The organism is Streptomyces sp. GL_148, from assembly GCF_057834205.1.
The window spans coordinates 5,319,197-5,336,163 of the sequence record NZ_CM174396.1 but is presented as its reverse complement, the minus strand read 5'-3'; the positions used below and the strand labels follow the sequence as shown (position 1 = coordinate 5,336,163).

General features: G+C 72.3%; 14 protein-coding genes. 7 read left to right on the top strand and 7 right to left on the bottom strand.

Annotated features, from left to right (window positions below; all coding sequences use genetic code 11):
- Window positions 1-188 precede the first annotated feature (188 nt).
- The gene (locus tag AC3IYI_RS24740) at window positions 189-1,760 is read left to right on the top strand and encodes a M23 family metallopeptidase (protein WP_489405802.1); all 1,572 of its coding nucleotides are present in this window, start codon (window positions 189-191) and stop codon (window positions 1,758-1,760) included.
- A 67-nt stretch (window positions 1,761-1,827) separates the two neighbouring features.
- Here AC3IYI_RS24740 and pcrA read toward each other — a convergent pair whose 3' ends face one another.
- On the bottom strand, window positions 1,828-4,359 hold the full coding sequence (gene pcrA / locus AC3IYI_RS24735) for a DNA helicase PcrA (RefSeq protein ID WP_489405801.1): 2,532 nt from the start codon (window positions 4,357-4,359) through the stop codon (window positions 1,828-1,830).
- Between the two features lie 157 nt (window positions 4,360-4,516).
- Between pcrA and AC3IYI_RS24730 the strand changes: the two genes are divergently transcribed.
- From AC3IYI_RS24730 to AC3IYI_RS24715, 4 genes are all read left to right on the top strand, one after another.
- Window positions 4,517-5,581 (top strand): C40 family peptidase, encoded by a 1,065-nt coding sequence (locus AC3IYI_RS24730; RefSeq protein ID WP_489405800.1) that lies wholly within the window; start codon window positions 4,517-4,519, stop codon window positions 5,579-5,581.
- Between the two features lie 391 nt (window positions 5,582-5,972).
- A complete protein-coding gene (locus tag AC3IYI_RS24725) occupies window positions 5,973-6,512 on the top strand; it encodes a hypothetical protein (protein WP_489405799.1) in 540 nt (179 codons plus the stop codon).
- 117 nt (window positions 6,513-6,629) lie between these two features.
- A complete protein-coding gene (locus AC3IYI_RS24720) occupies window positions 6,630-7,289 on the top strand; it encodes a class F sortase (RefSeq protein ID WP_489405798.1) in 660 nt (219 codons plus the stop codon).
- 137 nt (window positions 7,290-7,426) lie between these two features.
- Window positions 7,427-8,479, top strand: coding sequence for a C40 family peptidase (locus AC3IYI_RS24715; RefSeq protein WP_489405797.1), 1,053 nt, complete (start codon window positions 7,427-7,429; stop codon window positions 8,477-8,479).
- Between the two features lie 96 nt (window positions 8,480-8,575).
- Here AC3IYI_RS24715 and AC3IYI_RS24710 read toward each other — a convergent pair whose 3' ends face one another.
- Both AC3IYI_RS24710 and AC3IYI_RS24705 read right to left on the bottom strand, forming a co-directional pair.
- The gene (locus AC3IYI_RS24710) at window positions 8,576-9,271 is read right to left on the bottom strand and encodes a LuxR C-terminal-related transcriptional regulator (protein ID WP_489405796.1); all 696 of its coding nucleotides are present in this window, start codon (window positions 9,269-9,271) and stop codon (window positions 8,576-8,578) included.
- Window positions 9,268-10,563 carry an ATP-binding protein gene (locus tag AC3IYI_RS24705; protein WP_489405795.1) on the bottom strand — a complete coding sequence of 432 codons (1,296 nt, stop codon included), beginning with the start codon at window positions 10,561-10,563 and terminating at the stop codon, window positions 9,268-9,270. The genes AC3IYI_RS24710 and AC3IYI_RS24705 overlap by 4 nt, the downstream gene beginning before the upstream one ends.
- A 131-nt stretch (window positions 10,564-10,694) precedes the next feature.
- Here AC3IYI_RS24705 and AC3IYI_RS24700 point away from each other — a divergent pair, with 131 nt between their 5' ends.
- On the top strand, window positions 10,695-12,095 hold the full coding sequence (locus AC3IYI_RS24700) for a PspC domain-containing protein (RefSeq protein WP_489405794.1): 1,401 nt from the start codon (window positions 10,695-10,697) through the stop codon (window positions 12,093-12,095).
- Window positions 12,082-12,306 (top strand): hypothetical protein, encoded by a 225-nt coding sequence (locus tag AC3IYI_RS24695; protein ID WP_489405793.1) that lies wholly within the window; start codon window positions 12,082-12,084, stop codon window positions 12,304-12,306. Before AC3IYI_RS24700 ends, AC3IYI_RS24695 begins: the two co-directional genes overlap by 14 nt.
- Here the strand turns inward: AC3IYI_RS24695 and AC3IYI_RS24690 are convergent.
- The 4 genes from AC3IYI_RS24690 to guaA form a co-directional block, all read right to left on the bottom strand.
- Window positions 12,252-12,743 carry a DoxX family protein gene (locus AC3IYI_RS24690; protein ID WP_489411645.1) on the bottom strand — a complete coding sequence of 164 codons (492 nt, stop codon included), beginning with the start codon at window positions 12,741-12,743 and terminating at the stop codon, window positions 12,252-12,254. The genes AC3IYI_RS24695 and AC3IYI_RS24690 overlap by 55 nt on opposite strands.
- Window positions 12,744-12,809: 66 nt before the next feature.
- Window positions 12,810-14,066, bottom strand: coding sequence for a hypothetical protein (locus tag AC3IYI_RS24685; protein ID WP_489405792.1), 1,257 nt, complete (start codon window positions 14,064-14,066; stop codon window positions 12,810-12,812).
- Window positions 14,067-14,168: 102 nt separating this feature from the next.
- Window positions 14,169-14,981 (bottom strand): class II aldolase/adducin family protein, encoded by an 813-nt coding sequence (locus AC3IYI_RS24680; protein WP_489405791.1) that lies wholly within the window; start codon window positions 14,979-14,981, stop codon window positions 14,169-14,171.
- A 123-nt stretch (window positions 14,982-15,104) separates the two neighbouring features.
- Window positions 15,105-16,691 (bottom strand): glutamine-hydrolyzing GMP synthase, encoded by a 1,587-nt coding sequence (guaA, locus tag AC3IYI_RS24675; protein ID WP_489405790.1) that lies wholly within the window; start codon window positions 16,689-16,691, stop codon window positions 15,105-15,107.
- Between the last annotated feature and the right edge of the window lie 276 nt (window positions 16,692-16,967).

Below are 16,967 nucleotides of genomic sequence, written 5' to 3'. Positions count from 1 at the left end.
CTCAAGGCCAAGGGTCGGTCTTCGGGCGACCGAAAGGCGGCCGAATGCCCGGTTCCGCCGAGCACAAAACCCTCCGAAGATTGTCGTTGCGTGTAACCGCCGGGTACAGTCACGCCACTGCTCTCCTCCGAGGACCCCACATTCCTCGGCCACCCAGGCCCCCCGCTGCCGAGGCGAAAGAGAAGTTGGTGAACGACCGCCCCTCGTCGGGCCAGTACCCCGATTTTGGGTATGACGGCCTTTCCACCACCACTTTCGCTGGCGATTCAGCGTATGCGTCCTATGAAACGCAGGGCCAGGGCTACAACTACGGCGCCACCTACGGTTCCTACGACACCGGCTCGTACGACACCACGGCGTGGTCAGCCCCCCAGAACGGCTACGCGCAGCCGTCCGTCGACGGATACACCGGCTACGACGGCTACCTCTCGACCGTCCCCACCCAGGGCGGCGTCTCCATGGACTACCAGTCCACCGCCTTCGGTTACGAGACCTCCGCCGAGCAGACCGGCCACTGGTCGGTCCCGGGCTATGGGACCGAGACCGGCGCCTACGACGCCACCGTCTGGAACACGGCCTCCGAGCAGACCTACGGGTACGGCGGTTACGAGCAGCACCAGCAACAACAGCACGTCCCGGCGCAGGAGCAGGCCCACGGCCAGGCCCACGCCCAGGTCCACGAACAGCAGTACGCCTACGACTACGGGTACGAGGTCTACGCCGCGACCTCACCCGAGGCCGAGGTCGGGATCGGGGTCGGGCTCGGGCTCGGGGTCGACGTGGCCTACACCGAGACCGCCGTCTTCGAGTTCCTCCCCGCCGATGACGCGGACGCGGATGACGCGAATGTGGATGCGGGTGCGGGTGCGGGTACGGACGCCAAGGTGCACGATCTCCCCACCCAGGCCATGCCCGTCACCCCGGCCGCGCCCGCCGAGCCGCGCCCCTCGCGCCGCGCCGGCTCCAAGCCCGGCTCGAAGCCCGTCGCCAAGGCGAGTGCCGCCAAGGCCGGCGGCACCAACCGCCGTCGCACTCCGACCAAGCGTTCCGCGCTGCTGACCGTGGCCGTTCCCTCGGCCTGCGTGATGGGTGTCGCGGGTGTCGCCGCCGCCTCCGTGGGCGGGCTCACCGGTACGGAGAAGCCGTCCGAGGAGACCACCACCCTGGCCGCGCCCGACCCGGCCTCCATCAAGCCGGTCGCGGCGAACAGCAAGCTCGACACGCAGCTCACCGCCCTCAGCGCCGACGCCGGCGACTTCGCGGACCGCGCGAGCCGCACCCAGGAACGCATCGACCTGCGCGTGCGCCAGGACGAGGAGAAGAAGAGGAAGGCGGAGGAGGCGGCGGCCAAGGAAGCGGCCCGCCCCAAGTTCGCGCTCCCCGTCGCGCGGCACGGCCTCAGTGCCGGCTTCGGTCAGGCCGGCGTCAACTGGATGTCCGTGCACACCGGCATCGACTTCCCGGTGTCCTACGGGTCTTCGGTCATGGCCGCCACCGACGGCACCGTCCGCAGCCAGTGGAACTCCGCCTACGGCAACATGGTGATACTCACCGCGCCCGACGGCACCGAGACCTGGTACTGCCACCTCAGCAGCGCCAAGATCCGCTCCGGCAAGGTCAAGGCCGGCGACGTGATCGCGTACTCCGGCAACTCCGGCAACTCCACCGGCCCGCACCTCCACTTCGAGGTGAGGCCGGGCGGCGGCTCCCCGGTCGACCCCCAGGCATGGCTGCGCGCCAAGGGCCTGAACCCGAACTAGGAACACCCCGCGGAAGAACGCGGAAGGGCCGGCCCCTCAGGGGGCCGGCCCTTCCGCGTTCCGCCCGTCAGAGCTTCTGCACCGGCGCGTACCGCAGCAGGAGCCGCTTCGGCTTCTCGTCCCCGAAGTCGATGGTGGCCTGCGCGTCCGCGCCCGCTCCCCTGACCTCCATGACCGTGCCCAGGCCGAACTGGTCGTGCGTGACCCGGTCCCCGACCACCAGCGCGATGACCGGCTTGTCGGAGGCCCGCCGCGTGGCGAACCCCGACGGGCCCGACTTCGTTCGCGACGAGGACAGGAAGGCCTCCGGCGAGGTGCCGAACGAGGACTTCGACCCGCCCGAGCCCGAAGACCCGTACCCCGAACCCGACGAGCTCCGCATCGGGCCCGCCGGCTTCTGCGCCGCGCCCGTCCGCTTCCACTGCAGGTACTCGGCCGGGATCTCCTCCAGGAACCGCGACGGCGGGTTGTAGGAGGGCGTGCCCCAGGCGCTGCGCATGCTCGAGCGCGTCAGGTACAGCCGCTCGCGCGCCCGCGTGATGCCGACGTAGGCGAGGCGGCGCTCCTCCTCCAGTTCCTTGGTCTGGCCCAGCGCGCGCATGTGCGGGAAGACCCCGTCCTCCATACCGGTCAGGAAGACCACCGGGAACTCGAGGCCCTTGGCGGTGTGCAGGGTCATGAGGGTGATGACCCCGTTGCCGTCGGTGTCCTCGTCCGGGATCTGGTCGGAGTCGGCGACGAGCGCGACCTGCTCCAGGAACTCGGAGAGGGTGCCGGGGCCCACCGGCGGGGCGCCGTTCTCTGCGGCTTCGGCGGCCGCCGCTTCCCGCGCCTGCTCGAATTCGAGCGCCACGGCGGCCAGTTCCTGGAGGTTCTCGATCCGGGTCTCGTCCTGCGGGTCGGTCGAGGCCTGGAGTTCGGCGAGGTACCCCGTACGCTCCAGGACCGCTTCCAGGACCACCGCGGGGCCCGCGCCCGAGTCGACGATGGTGCGGAGCTCCTCCATCAGCACGTTGAAGCGCTTGACGGCATTGGTCGAGCGGGCGGCCATGCCGAAGGCCTCGTCGACCCGGCGCAGCGCCTGCGGGAAGGTGATCTTCTCGCGCATCGCGAGCGCGTCGATCATCGCCTCGGCGCGCTCGCCGATGCCGCGCTTGGGCACGTTCAGAATGCGCCTGAGCGGAACGTTGTCCTCGGGATTCGACAGGACGCGCAGGTACGCGAGGACGTCGCGGACCTCCTTGCGCTCGTAGAAGCGCACGCCACCGACGACCTTGTAGGGCAGTCCGACGCGGATGAAGATCTCCTCGAACACGCGGGACTGCGCGTTGGTCCGGTAGAAGATCGCGACGTCGCCGGCCTTCGCGTCGCCCGCGTCCGTCAGCCGGTCGATCTCGTCGGCGATGAACTGCGCTTCGTCGTGCTCGGTGTCCGCGACGTAGCCGGTGATGACGGCGCCGCTGCCGGCCTCGGTCCACAGGTTCTTCGCGCGGCGGTTCTCGTTGCGCTCGATGACCGCGTTGGCGGCGGACAGGATCGTCTGGGTGGAGCGGTAGTTCTGCTCCAGCAGGATCGTGGTCGCGTCCGCGTAGTCCTCTTCGAACTGGAGGATGTTGCGGATGGTCGCCCCGCGGAAGGCGTAGATCGACTGGTCGGCGTCACCCACCACGCAGAGCTCGGCGGGCGGCAGGTCCGGGTAGCCGGTCCCGACCAGCTCGCGCACGAGCGTGTACTGGGCGTGGTTGGTGTCCTGGTACTCGTCGACCAGCACGTGCCGGAAGCGGCGCCGGTAGTGCTCCGCGACCTCCGGGAAGGCCTGGAGCAGGTGGACCGTGGTCATGATGATGTCGTCGAAGTCGAGGGCGTTGGCCTCGCGCAGCCGCCCCTGGTACATCGCGTACGCCTGGGCGAGGGTCTTCTCGAAGCCGTCGGCGGCCTGCCCGGCGAAGGCGTCCTCGTCGATGAGCTCGTTCTTCAGGTTCGAGATCTTGGCGCTGAAGGCCTTCGGCGGGAACTTCTTCGGGTCCAGGTCCAGGTCGCGGCAGACGAGAGCCATCAGGCGCTTCGAGTCGGACGCGTCGTAGATCGAGAAGGACGAGGTGAAACCGAGGCGCTTGGACTCGCGGCGCAGGATGCGCACGCACGCGCTGTGGAAGGTGGAGACCCACATGGCGTTCGCGCGCGGGCCGACCAGGCCCTCGACGCGCTCCTTCATCTCACCGGCGGCCTTGTTGGTGAAGGTGATCGCCAGGATCTGGCCGGGGTGGACCCCGCGCGCGCCCAGCAGGTGGCCGATGCGGTGCGTCAGCACGCGCGTCTTGCCGGATCCGGCGCCGGCCACGATGAGCAGCGGGGAGCCCGCGTGCACCACGGCGGCGCGCTGCTCCGTGTTCAGCCCCTCCAGGAGCGCCGCCGGGTCGATGACGGGCCTGGGGGCGCCGTCACGGTAGTACGCGTCCCCGCTGATGGGCGCGTCGAACCGGCCCCCGAAGAGATCGTCCGCGTCCGCCTCGGGGGCGGCGTGATCTTCGGGCGGCGGGGGGACCTCTTCGGAGGGGGAGAGGTCGGCCAGGAAGCTGTCGTCAAAGAGGCTGCTCATCGCCTTCCGAGTTTAGAGGGCGGGACCGACAGCCGGTCCCGCCCCCGGAAAATTGGGCGGCATATGCCCTGCGGAGCGGTCCCGACCGGTCCAGCCCCTTCCGAGGCGCCCCCTCCGGCGCTAGCGTCCTCCGCCAACCGGAAGGAGGTGCCGGCCCGTGTACACGTACGGATTCCCCTCGTCCCACCCCTCCCCCCACCACCGCAAGCCGCGCACCCGAAGACATCCGAACGCCCCCGCCGCGGTCGTCACGACCGCGGCCCTGACCTCCTTAGGCCTGCTCCTCCCCCACCAGGCCGCGGCGGCTCCCGCGCCCCGCCCCTCGGTGGAGGAGGTACGGACCCGCGTGGACGACCTCCACCGGCAGGCGGGCACCGCCACCCAGGCCTACGACGCGGCGGCCGGCCGGACCACGCAGCAGCGGGCCCTGCTGTCGGCCCTCATGGACCAGATCGCCGGCACCACGCAGAAGCTGAACGAGGCCCGGCGGCTGCTCGGCAGCTACGCCGCCGACCGGTACCGCGGCGCCGGCGGCCTCGGCGGGACCGCGACCCTGCTGCTCAGCGACGATCCACAGGCCTTCTTCGCGCAGACCCACCTGCTGAACCGGCTGGGCGGCCGCGAGGACGCACTGCTCACCCAGTACACCCGGGCCAGGGCGGAGACGGCGGGCAAGCGCCGGGAGGCGGCCGTGGTGGTCGCGGAGCTGGAGCGGGCGCAGGAGGAGCTGCGCGGGCGCAAGCAGGAGGTACAGGGCCGGCTCGCGGAGGCGAACACCCTGCTGGCGCGGCTCACCCCACCGGAGCGGGCGCGGGCCCTGGCCCCCCGGGGCCCGGCCGCCTCGGGGCCGCTGCCCGCGGACGCCGCCGCGTCGGCCGCCGGGGCCAAGGCGGTGGCCTTCGCCCGGGCCCAGCTGGGAAAACCGTACGTCTGGGGAGCGACCGGCCCGCGCTCGTACGACTGCTCCGGCCTGACCCAGGCCGCCTGGCGGGCGGCGGGGATCACGCTGCCGCGCACCACCTGGGACCAGGTGAAGGCGGCTCCGCGGATCGCGATGAAGGATCTGCGCCCGGGGGACCTGGTCTTCTTCTACGCGGACATCAGCCACGTCGGGATCTACATCGGCGGCGGCCGCATGATCCACGCCCCGCGGCCGGGGACGTCCGTCCGCGAGGACTCGGTCTACTACCAGCCGGTCTACGGCAGCGTCCGGCCGGGGTGAACGCGGCGCCGGCCGCGCTCCGCTCTGCCGCCGGCCGCGCTCCGTCGGCGACCTCGTGCCGGCCCGTCGGCGACCACGCGCCGGTCCGTCGGCGACCTCGCGCAGGCCCGTCGGCGGCCACGGATCAGTCCATCGGGGCCCGTTGGCCGCTCCCTCGGCGTGTCCGTCACTCAGCGCCATCCTGCGGCGTGCCGTCCGGCGTGGCGCTCACCGTCCGTATCAGAGGAGTTGACGGAGCGCCCGCCAACTCACTCTCTCCGTTGGTCCGTTCGTGCTGTTCGATTCGCGGGTTCCGCCAACCGGACCTAGCGTCTAGCACATCGAGGAGCATTTACTGCCTTTTGCGGACAAAGTGTTCGCGGCTGCGCCTCGGGGACCCGGAGGATTCACCATGCGTTCCATACGTGTCGCGTCCGTAGCCCTGCTGTCCACCGCTGCCTTCGCGCTCGCCGCGCCGATGGCCTCGGCCAACGACGGCGGGACCACGCCCAACGTCACGTCCTTCGGCTTCACCGTCTCGCCCTCCACCGTCGCCCCGGGCGGCACCGTCACCCTGAACGCCACCAAGTGCCAGGAACCGCTGGTCAAGGTCTCCTCCGGCATCTTCGACGCGGTCGAGCTCAACGAGGGCAAGTCCGCCACCGTCAAGGTCGACGCGGACGCCAAGCCGGGTGCGCAGTACGAGGTCACCTTCGACTGCAAGGGCGAGAAGGGCACGACCACCCTCACGGTCGCGGGCCACTCGACCGGTACCGGTACCGAGACCGGAACGACCACCCCTTCCTCCCCCTCCAAGGGCGTCAAGGCCGGCCTCGGCGGCGGCGCCGCCGGGCTGAACGGCACCGAGATCGCGGCCGGTTCCGCGCTGCTGGCCGGCGCGCTCGGCGGCGGCGTGTTCCTGATGCGCCGCCGGGCGGGCGACAACGCCTGACCGCCGGCCCCCTGACCGCCGGGCCCGTCCGATCCGCCCCTGGCGACCGGACGGGCCCGGTCCAGTGCCGGCCGCCGAAACCCCCGAACCCCCCGAACCCAGGAAGGAGCGCGCATCATGCCCCGCCCCCAGGAGCGTACGAAGCCTCGCGGCGGCTGGGGCGTCGTTGCCGTGGTCGCCCTCAGCGGCACGTTTCTCCTCACCAACGGGCTCGACCCGAACGGCGGCCCGCCGCAGCCCGCTCAGGCCGCCGCGCTGGTCAGCGACCCGGCCCACGACGAGGCCGCCCGCCGCCTCCCGCCTGCCCCGCAGCCGCTGAAGCCCTCCCCGCCGACCCGGATCCGGATTCCGGCCGTACAGGTCGACGCCGCCGTCACCCGGGTCGGACTCGACGCCGAGGGCTGGGTGGACGCCCCGCCGCCGCAGGAGCGGAACCTGGCCGGCTGGTACGAGGGCTCCCCCGCTCCGGGCACCCAGGGCACGACGGTGATCGACGGTCACGTGGACAACAAGCAGGGTCCGGCCGTCTTCTACACGCTCGGCTCGCTCGAGCGGGGCCGCCACATCGAGGTGGACCGACAGGACGGCCGTACCGCCGTGTTCACGGTGTACGGCATCGAGGTCGTCGGCAAGAACGACTTTCCGGCGGCGCGGGTCTACGGCCCCAAGGGCGCACCGGAGCTCCGCGTGATCACCTGCGGCGGAGGCTTCTCGAAGAAGGGCGGATACGACGGCAACGTGGTCGTCTTCGCCCGCCTGACGGAGATCCGCGGCTAGCGGACGGCCATCGACAGGCGCCCGACCGGACAGCTCCGGTCGCGTCAGGCCACTTTCGATCATCTCGTCATCTGCCCGTTACCTTCGGGTCTAGCGTCCTCCTCCAAGCACCGATGGAGGAAGGACGTGAGGCCCTCGTGGCCAGTCATCGAAAGCCCAGGCAGCGCCCGCTCACCGGCGGCACGGCACGGAGTTCCGTACGCACCACCGCCGCCACCCTCGCCCTCGCGGGCGCTGCCACCGCCACCGCGTTCGAAGGCACGTCCCACGCCGATCCGCAGCCGACGCCCTCGCAGGTCAAGGCGGAGATGGACCGGCTCTACGAGGAGGCCGAGGCGGCGACGGACCGGTACAACGGGGCGAAGGAGAAGGCCGACGAGGCGCAGCGCGCGCTCGACGGGCTGCGGGACGAGACCGCCCGCAAGACCGACCGGCTCAACACGGCCCGCAGCGCGCTCGGTTCGCTGGCCGCGACGCAGTACCGCAGCGGCACGCTGGGCGCCGCCGTACAGCTGGCGATGTCCGACGATCCGCAGGAGTACCTGGACCGGGCCGCCCTCATCACCCGCGCCGGGAACCGCAGCGCGGCCGATGTCTCGGCCGTGCGGCGGGGGCTCGACGAGGTGGGGAAGCTCAAGGACCAGGCCGCCGGGCGCCTCTCCGACCTGCGGGCCCGGCAGAGGGACCTCGCGGGCCACAAGGCCGAGATCGAGGAGAAGCTGACCGCCGCGCAGCGGCTGCTGGCCAAGCTGACGGCCGAGGAGCGGGCGGCCTACGAGGCCCGCTCGGCCGGCCCCGCCCCGAGCGGCCCCGCCACCCAGGCTCCGCCGCCTTCCGACGGCTCCCGCGCGGCCCGCGCGGTGGCGTTCGCGTACGGGGCGATCGGCAAGCCGTACGTGTGGGGCGCGACGGGTCCGGGCTCCTACGACTGCTCCGGTCTGACCCAGGCGGCCTGGCGGGCGGCCGGGGTGTCGCTGCCGCGCACCACCTACACGCAGATCAACGCGGGACAGCGGGTCTCCCGCGACCGACTGGCCCCCGGCGACCTGGTGTTCTTCTACTCCGGCGTCACGCACGTCGGCATGTACGTCGGCAACGGCCAGATGGTCCACGCCCCGCGCCCCGGCTCCACGGTCCGCCTCGCGCCGATCGACTCGATGCCCTGGGCCGGAGCCTCACGGCCCGCCTGACCGGGACCCTGCCGACCCGGACCCTGCCGACCGGGGCCCGGACCGAGCCGACCCCAGCCGACCCGGGCCCAGCCGACCGGAGCCCGGCCGACCGGGTCAGATCAGCCGGCGGGCCGTTGCCCAGCGGGTCAGCTCGTGGCGGTTGGAGAGCTGGAGCTTGCGCAGCACCGCCGAGACGTGGGATTCCACGGTCTTGACCGAGATGAACAGCTGCTTGGCGATCTCCTTGTACGCGTACCCGCGCGCGATCAGCCGCAGCACCTCGCGCTCGCGCTGGGTGAGTCGGTCCAGGTCCTCGTCGACCGGCGGGGCGTCCGTCGAGGCGAAGGCGTCGAGCACGAAGCCCGCCAGCCGCGGCGAGAACACCGCGTCCCCTTCCTGGACGCGGAAGACCGAGTCCACCAGGTCGGTGCCGGTGATCGTCTTGGTGACGTAGCCGCGGGCGCCGCCCCGGATGACCCCGATGACGTCCTCGGCGGCGTCCGACACCGACAGGGCCAGGAACCGTACCGGGTCCTCGACGGCGCCCATCAGCGGGGCGCAGCGGCGCAGTACCTCGACGCCGCCGCCACCGGGCAGGTGCACGTCGAGGAGCACCACCTCGGGTCGGGTGGCGGTGATGACGGTGACGGCCTGGTCCACGTCGGCGGCCTCGCCGACGACCTCGACCCCGGTCCGCTCGGTCTCGCCGATCTCGGCCTGTACCCCGGTGCGGAACATCCGGTGGTCGTCGACGAGCACCACCCGGACCCTCCTGGTCACGCCGCCGGTGCTCGCGCTGTCCTCGGTCATGCTGCCTTCGCCGCCCTCTCCATCTCCAGCTCGACTTCCGTGCCGCCGTCGGGCGCGGACCGCAGTCGAGCGGTCCCGCCGTTGCGCTGCATCCGGCCGATGATCGATTCTCGTACGCCCATCCGGTCGTCCGGTACCGCGTCGATGTCGAAGCCGGGTCCGCGGTCCCGTACGGACACGAACACCGTCTGGCCCTCCACCTCGGCGTACACCTGGACGGGGCCGCCGTCGCCACCGTACTTGGCGGCATTGACCATCGCCTCGCGCGCGGCCTGCATCTGTGCGGCCAGCTTCTCGTCGAGGGGGCAGTCGCCGACGACGACCACCTCGATCTGCACCCCGTGGTGGTCCTCCACCTCGGCGGCGGTCTTCTTCACGGCCTCGGCGAGCGTCGTGGGTTCCTCGCCCTCGTCCTTGCCGGTGCCCTCGGGCTTGTACAGCCAGTTGCGCAGCTCCCGCTCCTGGGCGCGGGCGAGGCGGCGCACCTCCCCGACGTCCTCGGCGTTGCGCTGGATCAGGGTGAGGGTGTGCAGCACGGAGTCGTGGACGTGGGCGGCCACCTCGGCGCGCTCCTGGGCGCGGATGCGCATCAGGCGCTCCTCGGAGAGGTCCTGGGTCATCCGGATCAGCCAGGGCCCCGCCAGGAGGGCGACGCCGACGAGGACGGCGAGGGTGGCGGTCAGTACGTTGCCGAGCTGGGCGGCGGAGCCGCGGACCACGATGAAGACGGTCAGGCCCACGCCGACCAGGGCGACGCCCGCGAGTGCGCGGGCGGCCTGCAGCAGCCGGGCGTGCCGGCCGGCGGCGGCGTTCCAGTGGGCGCGGCGGGCGTTGTCGGCCTGGCGCCAGACCAGGACCACACCGGCTCCGACGAGCAGGGTCGGCCACACGTACCGTCCGGAGCTGCCGCCGACCTGGACCTGGGAGATGAACATGCCCGCGCCGACGCACAGCGCGATCAGCGCGATGATCTGGCCCCGCTCGGGCTTGCGCAGTCGCCGGGTGCCGTCGGGGAGGGTGTCGAAGTAGGAGCGGTGGCCGCTGCGGCCGCCGACGCCGAGCGGTACGAAGACCCAGAACGCGGCATAGAGCAGCACGCCGAGGCCGTCGCCCCACATGAACAGGCCGAGGAAGGTGAGCCGGACCCAGACGACGGGCAGGCCCAGGTGCCCGGCGAGGCCGCGCGCGACTCCGCCGAGCATCCGGCCGTCGGCGCTGCGGTAGAGCTTGCGCTGCGGCGTTTCGTCGGAGTCCGGTGCGTACGGCGTGCGTGGGGCGGCTGCTACGGGCATGTCACCGATGGTCACACGCTCGCGGCGGCCGTGGCATCAGGGCAGCCCCCCAGTTCTCTCGGGGGGATATCAGGGTTGCGCCAGGGTAGATCCGGATGCCCGCGGCCGCGGCGGACCGTCACCATGTACGCATGACCGAAGTCCACGATTCCCCGCCGCCGGACCCAGGAGCCGCCGCGAGTGCGGCCGGCGCGAGCGCCGGCTCCGCTTCGCCGCTCGCCGAGCGCCCTCCCCTGCGCCGCGCCAAGCGGGACAAGGTGCTCGCGGGCGTGTGCGGCGGCCTGGGCCGGTACTTCGGTCTCGACCCGGTGATCTTCCGGATCGTGCTCGGCGTCCTCGCCGTCACCGGCGGCGTCGGTCTGATCTTCTACGGCTTCGCGTGGCTGCTGCTGCCCCAGGAGGGCGATGAGGACAGCGAGGCGAAGAAGCTGCTGACCGGCCGGGTCGAGGGCTCGACGCTGGCGGCCGTCTTCGCCGCGCTGGTGGGCTGCGCCCTGTTCCTGTCGATGCTGGACAACGGCGGGCTGGCGGTCTTCTCCGTCCTGGCCGCCCTGGCACTGGGCGCCGCGGCGTACTGGTCGCAGCGCCGGCGGAGCGGGCCCGGCGGGCGGCTCCAGCCAGGAGAAGAGGAGAAGGCCGCGCCGGGCGCCGAGTTCGTGTACCCGGCGGCCACCCGCACCGGGCACCGCACCGCGCACAGTCCGGCGCCGCCCGAGACCCAGGCGCCGCCCGCGCCCGGGGGCCCGTCCTGGTGGCGCGATCCGCTGGTCAAGGACGGCACCACGGGACCGGTCGGCTCGACGGGGTACCTGTGGGGCCCGGAGGACTCGGCCGAGGTCGTCCCCGGCGGCGGCCCGGCAACGGCCCCGCCGTCCGGGGAGCGCGTCCCCTGGGAGCCCCGCGGCGGCATCGGCGGCCGGGTGTTCGTCCTGGCCGCACTGGCCGGGAGCATCGCCACCGCCGCGGTCTGGGAGGGCAGCACCCTGAGCCACGCCCTGCAGGTCGGCTTCGCCGCCGCCCTCGCCGTCTTCGGCCTGGGGCTCGCGGTGAGCTCGGTCAAGGGCCGCACCGGCTTCGGCACCGTCCTGCTCTCGGTGATCACGGCCGTCCTGCTGGCCGGGTCGGTCGCGCTGCCCAAGGACATCAGTACCGACTGGCGCGTCGTGGACTGGCATCCGACCGCGGTGGCCGAGGTGGCGCCGGTGTACGAGGCGGGTACCGGGCTCGCCACCTTGGACCTCAGCCACGTGGACGTGCCCAAGGGCACCACCGTGCCCGTCCGCGCCTCCATCGACGCGGGCCGGCTGCGGGTGATCCTCCCGAGGGAGGTCACCGCGAAGACGGTGGCGACGATCAGGCTGGGCGACATCCAGATGCCCGGCGACACGGGCGAGGACGTACGGGTGCGGAACCGCACCGAGACCCGGACGGCAACCCTGCCGCCCGCCGCGGGCACCAAGGCCGGCGGCACGATCGAGCTGCACCTCAGCGCGGGTGTGGGACAGGTGGAGGTGGCCCGTGCGACGTCATGAGTTCCAGCCGGGACGGCTGATCGCGGGACTGGTCCTGATGGCGGGCGGGGTGCTCTATCTCCTCGGCGCGGCGGGCGAGGCCGACCCGCCCTGGTTCTTCGTCCTCATGATGACCGCGGGCGGTCTCGCCTTCGCCGCCGTCGCCGGACTGGTGACCTACGCCGTGCGGCGCGACCGGCGCGAGCGGATCAGCGAGTCCAGCGAGAGGTAGGGCGCCCCGGCGAGGACCAGCGGGGTCCAGGCCATGAGGTAGATCAGGTCGTTGCCGTAGTAGTAGGGGGTCACCGCCCAGGACACGGTGAGCCACAGGCTGAGCGAGATCAGGGCTCCGCCGACGGCCGCGATCCGGGTCAGCAGCCCGGCCAGGACCCCCAGGCCGACCAGGAGTTCCCCGATGGCCAGGGCCACGGCGAAGCCGACGGGCGCCTTCAGGGCCAGGTCCACCATGGCCGGAATCGCCGCGGTGTCGCGCACCCCGTTCATCAGTTCGCCGATGGAGCCGCTGCCGGTGGCGCTGAGGAACACCGAGTCGGTCAGCTTGTCCAGGCCGGCGTAGACGAAGGTCACGCCGAGGAAGATCCGCAGGGGCAGGAGCGCGTGGCGGGCGGCGAGCTCGCGCAACTCGCGCAGATCGCGCGGGCGGCTCAGTCCGGTAGGAGCGTCAGGGGCGCCGGAGGGGACGTCAGTTCGGGTCACGCGCTATGTGTACCCGCTTCACTCCGCCACGTCGATGGTGCACCGGTTTGATTCCACCCCCGCGGCGGTGACGACCTGGATCTCGATCCGCCCCGGCTCCACTTCCGCCGGGACCGGCACGGTCAGCACGGCGTCGGACGGGTTGGTGAAGCCGCCCGCCACCGGGACCAGCGGTACGTGCACATGGACCGCACCCACCCGGACCACCAGCCGGGCCAGCATCTCCGGCGTCTGCGCCCCCGGCGGGACGAAGCCCACTCCGCGGATCTCGATGTCGTCCCCGGGGCGGATCGCCGCGTCCAGATCCCCGGGCTCGCGTCTGCGCACCACCGACAGGACCAACGGGCGGCTGCCCTCCGCGTACTTCGCCGCCAGGTACACGGCCGCCGACAGCGCCACCAGCAGCGCCAGCGCCCACGGCAGCGCCGGCAGCCGGTCCGGGAACCGGGCCAGCGAGACCGCCGCGAAGGCCAGCACCACCGTGGAGACCAGGACGTACTGGGCGTCCGGGAAGGAGCCCCGGCCCGCGTCGTCCGTCAGCAGGTCCGCCCCGGTCGGGCGGTCCGCCGGCAGCTTCTGCAGCCGCTGCCCCATGATCCGTACGGAGACCACCCGGCGCACCAGCACCGCGACCCCCGAGGTCAGCCCGAGCACCGCCAGCAGCGGCAGCGCCCGGTCGAGCGCGAACCCCTCGTACAGCGCCTGGCGCTCCGGTCCCGGCGAGGAGGCCGCGAGGCGCAGCGCGGGCAGCAGCGTCGCGAAGGCGGTGAGCACCAGCCAGGCGCTCGGTACCGTCTTCGAGGTGGACAGCCGGTTGTCCTCGCCGACGAGCGGGGCCAGCAGACCGCCCCGGAGCGTCTGCGCGCGGGCCGCCACCGTCAGCAGGGCGGCCAGCACGAGCGCGGCGAGCAGTCCGGCGGTGCGCGCCGTGGACCAGCCGGTGCCGAGCGCGGTGCCGACCTGGACCAGGAGCAGCACCCCCGCGGCGATCCACACGGCGAGGACGGCCCGCCGGGAGAACAGGTAGAGCCAGGAACTGCCCGCCTCCCGGCCCCGGTCGGCGACCGTCCGGGCCGACAGGGTCAGCTCGTCGGAGACCCACTGGCGGGAGGCTCCGAGGGAGTGGGCCACGGCGGCCGGCACCCCTTGCCCGGAGGCGAACTCGTCGCGCTTCTCCAGGAACGCTGCGACCGCGCGGCGGTGCCCCTCTCGTGTGCAGTCCTCGCAGGCACAGGCCGCGGTATGGGTGCTTCTGGACATCTCTTGGACAGCCACGAACGTGCCGCCTCTCTGAACTACGGTGCAATGCCAGCGAATTGTGCACCACTGCGGCAGTGTTCCGGATTGCGCACGATGTCAGAGCAGGTGATTAACCGTTCATGATGTTGACGCACCCGCTTCCGCGGCCTCCAGCAGCGGCTGGCAGTTCACCCACGCCGCCAGATCGGACCCGAACCGCTCCCGGGTCGCGAGCGCGCCGTGGTGGCTGATGAGCACCGCTTTCCCGGCCGCCCGGGCGATCAGCTGCACCTGCGCGGCCCGCTCCGCCGCGATGAACCACCATGCGGCGGCCTCCACCGAGTCGCCGACCGTCAGCAGGCCGAGGTTCCGCAGGATCAGCGCCTTGTAGGGGCCGAGCGCGCTCGCGATCCGCCCGGCGTCCCGGTCGCCCGCGGCCCCGCCGCCCAAGGCCCCGCCGCCCAAAAACTCGTCGAGCAGTGCGTGGTCCTCGTAGAAGGCGCAGGCCTCCTGGGTGACGGGGGCGAGCAGTTCGCCGAGCGCGGCGAGCGCCCTGCCGTACGGGGCCTGCGTGCGGACGACGGCCACCACGGCGGGCCGGGCCCGGTGGACGGCCGCGTGCACGGCGAAGGCCAGCTGGTTGACCCTGCGCTCCCCCTGGCGGACCCGCCCCTCCCCGTCGACCAGCAGCAGGTCGTCGGGGCCGATCGCGCCGAAGGCCCGGCCGAAGGGGTTGACCCAGTAGCAGTCCTCGAACTCCGGGTCCCGGGCGCTGACGTGCCCGCCCACCCCGTCCTCGTACCCGAGCCGCCCCAGCAGCCGCAGCACCCCGGCGAGCCGCTCCTTGCGGTGGGCGCGCTCCTCCCCGGCGGTGGCGAACACCGGCGGCATCTCGAAGCCCAGCCGCTCGGTGGGCACGGGTGCGGGTGCGCTGGCGGGTGGCTCGGTCATGGCCCCTCCTTCAAGGTCGCGGCGCAAAGTACCGGCGACCGGCCGAAGAGGCCATACACGCGGCGAGGCCGCCGCTCCCTGCGCGGGAGCGGCGGCCTCGTCACCTACGGCGGGCGGGTGGGACTACTCCCACTCGATGGTGCCCGGGGGCTTGCTCGTGCAGTCCAGGACCACGCGGTTGACGTCCGGCACCTCGTTGGTGATGCGGGTGGAGATCTTCGCGAGCACCTCGTACGGCATGCGCGTCCAGTCCGCGGTCATCGCGTCCTCGGAGGAGACGGGGCGCAGCACGATCGGGTGGCCGTACGTACGGCCGTCACCCTGGACGCCGACGCTGCGGACATCGGCGAGCAGGACGACCGGGCACTGCCAGATCTCGCGGTCCAGGCCGGCCGCCGTGAGCTCGTGGCGGGCGATGGCGTCGGCCTCGCGGAGCAGGTCCAGGCGCTCCTTGGTGACCTCGCCGACGATGCGGATGCCGAGGCCGGGGCCCGGGAAGGGCTGGCGCTGGACGATCTCGGCGGGCAGGCCGAGCTCCTGGCCGACCATCCGGACCTCGTCCTTGAACAGCTGGCGCAGCGGCTCGACGAGCTCGAACTCGATGTCCTCGGGGAGCCCGCCCACGTTGTGGTGGGACTTGATGTTGGCCGTGCCGGTGCCGCCGCCGGACTCGACGACGTCCGGGTACAGGGTGCCCTGGACCAGGAAGGCCACCGCCGGGCCGTCCTCCTGGAGGATCTCCAGCTGGGCCTGCTCGAAGACGCGGATGAACTCGCGGCCGATGATCTTGCGCTTGGTCTCCGGGTCGGAGACGCCGGCCAGCGCGTTCAGGAAGCGCTCCTGCGCGTCGACGACCTTCAGCTGCACGCCGGTGGCGGCGACGAAGTCCTTCTCGACCTGCTCGGTCTCGCCCTTGCGCATCAGACCGTGGTCCACGTACACGCAGGTGAGCTGCGAGCCGATGGCCTTCTGCACGAGGGCCGCGGCGACCGCGGAGTCCACGCCGCCGGACAGGCCGCAGATGGCGCGCTTGTCGCCGACCTGCTCGCGGATGAGGGCGACCTGCTCCTCGACGATGTTGCCGGGGGTCCAGGTGGGCTGCAGGCCCGCACCGCGGTAGAGGAAGTGCTCCAGGATCTGCTGGCCGTGCGTGGAGTGCATCACCTCGGGGTGGTACTGCACGCCGTAGAGCTTCTTCTCGTCGTTCTCGAAGGCCGCGACCGGGACGACGTCGGTCGACGCGGTGACGGTGAAGCCCTCGGGAGCGGCGGAGCAGGCGTCGCCGTGGGACATCCACACCGACTGGTTCTCGGGGGTGCCCTCGAAGAGGGTGGATCCGGCCTTGGAGACGGCCAGCGGGGTGCGGCCGTACTCGCGCGAGCCGGTGTTGTCGACGGTGCCGCCGAGGGTGACCGCCATGAGCTGGAAGCCGTAGCACATGCCGAAGACGGGGACGCCGGCCTCGAAGATCGCGCCGTCGAGCTGGGGGGCGCCCTCCTCGTACACGGAGGACGGGCCGCCGGAGAGGATGATCGCCTTCGGGTTCTTGGCGAGCATCTCGGCCACGGGCATCGTGCTGGGCACGACCTCGGAGTAGACCCGTGCCTCACGGACGCGACGGGCGATGAGCTGCGCGTACTGGGCGCCGAAGTCGACGACGAGAACCGTGTCCGGGGCGCTGTCGTGGGGGGCGAAGGTGGCTTCTGGCACGGGGCAGGCCTTCCGGCGGAAGAGGGGGTTGTTTTGTCGATTCTAACGGGGGACGGATACCCCTCTTCGTCTCACTGTCCGAACCGGCTTGGCACGGAGCGGGACAGAGGGTCATAATCCCTCCATGCGCAAGCAGCTGAGCTTCCTCTTTACCTATGGCACCGGCCGGTCCGGTCGCCATGGGTCATCGTGATGCTCGCTTGAGCCACTGACTTCCCAGAGCGCCCCGGTCCGACAGGACCGGGGCGCTCTGGCGTTTCCGCTCCGGTCGGGCCC

Excerpts from the sequence above, each read along its gene's own strand:
- pcrA (WP_489405801.1), bottom strand. The coding sequence starts at position 4,359 with ATGAGCAGCCTCTTTGACGACAGCTTCCTGGCCGACCTCTCCCCCTCC.
- AC3IYI_RS24725 (WP_489405799.1), top strand. The coding sequence starts at position 5,973 with ATGCGTTCCATACGTGTCGCGTCCGTAGCCCTGCTGTCCACCGCTGCC.
- AC3IYI_RS24720 (WP_489405798.1), top strand. The coding sequence starts at position 6,630 with ATGCCCCGCCCCCAGGAGCGTACGAAGCCTCGCGGCGGCTGGGGCGTC.
- AC3IYI_RS24710 (WP_489405796.1), bottom strand. The coding sequence starts at position 9,271 with ATGACCGAGGACAGCGCGAGCACCGGCGGCGTGACCAGGAGGGTCCGG.
- AC3IYI_RS24705 (WP_489405795.1), bottom strand. The coding sequence starts at position 10,563 with ATGCCCGTAGCAGCCGCCCCACGCACGCCGTACGCACCGGACTCCGAC.
- AC3IYI_RS24700 (WP_489405794.1), top strand. The coding sequence starts at position 10,695 with ATGACCGAAGTCCACGATTCCCCGCCGCCGGACCCAGGAGCCGCCGCG.
- AC3IYI_RS24680 (WP_489405791.1), bottom strand. The coding sequence starts at position 14,981 with ATGACCGAGCCACCCGCCAGCGCACCCGCACCCGTGCCCACCGAGCGG.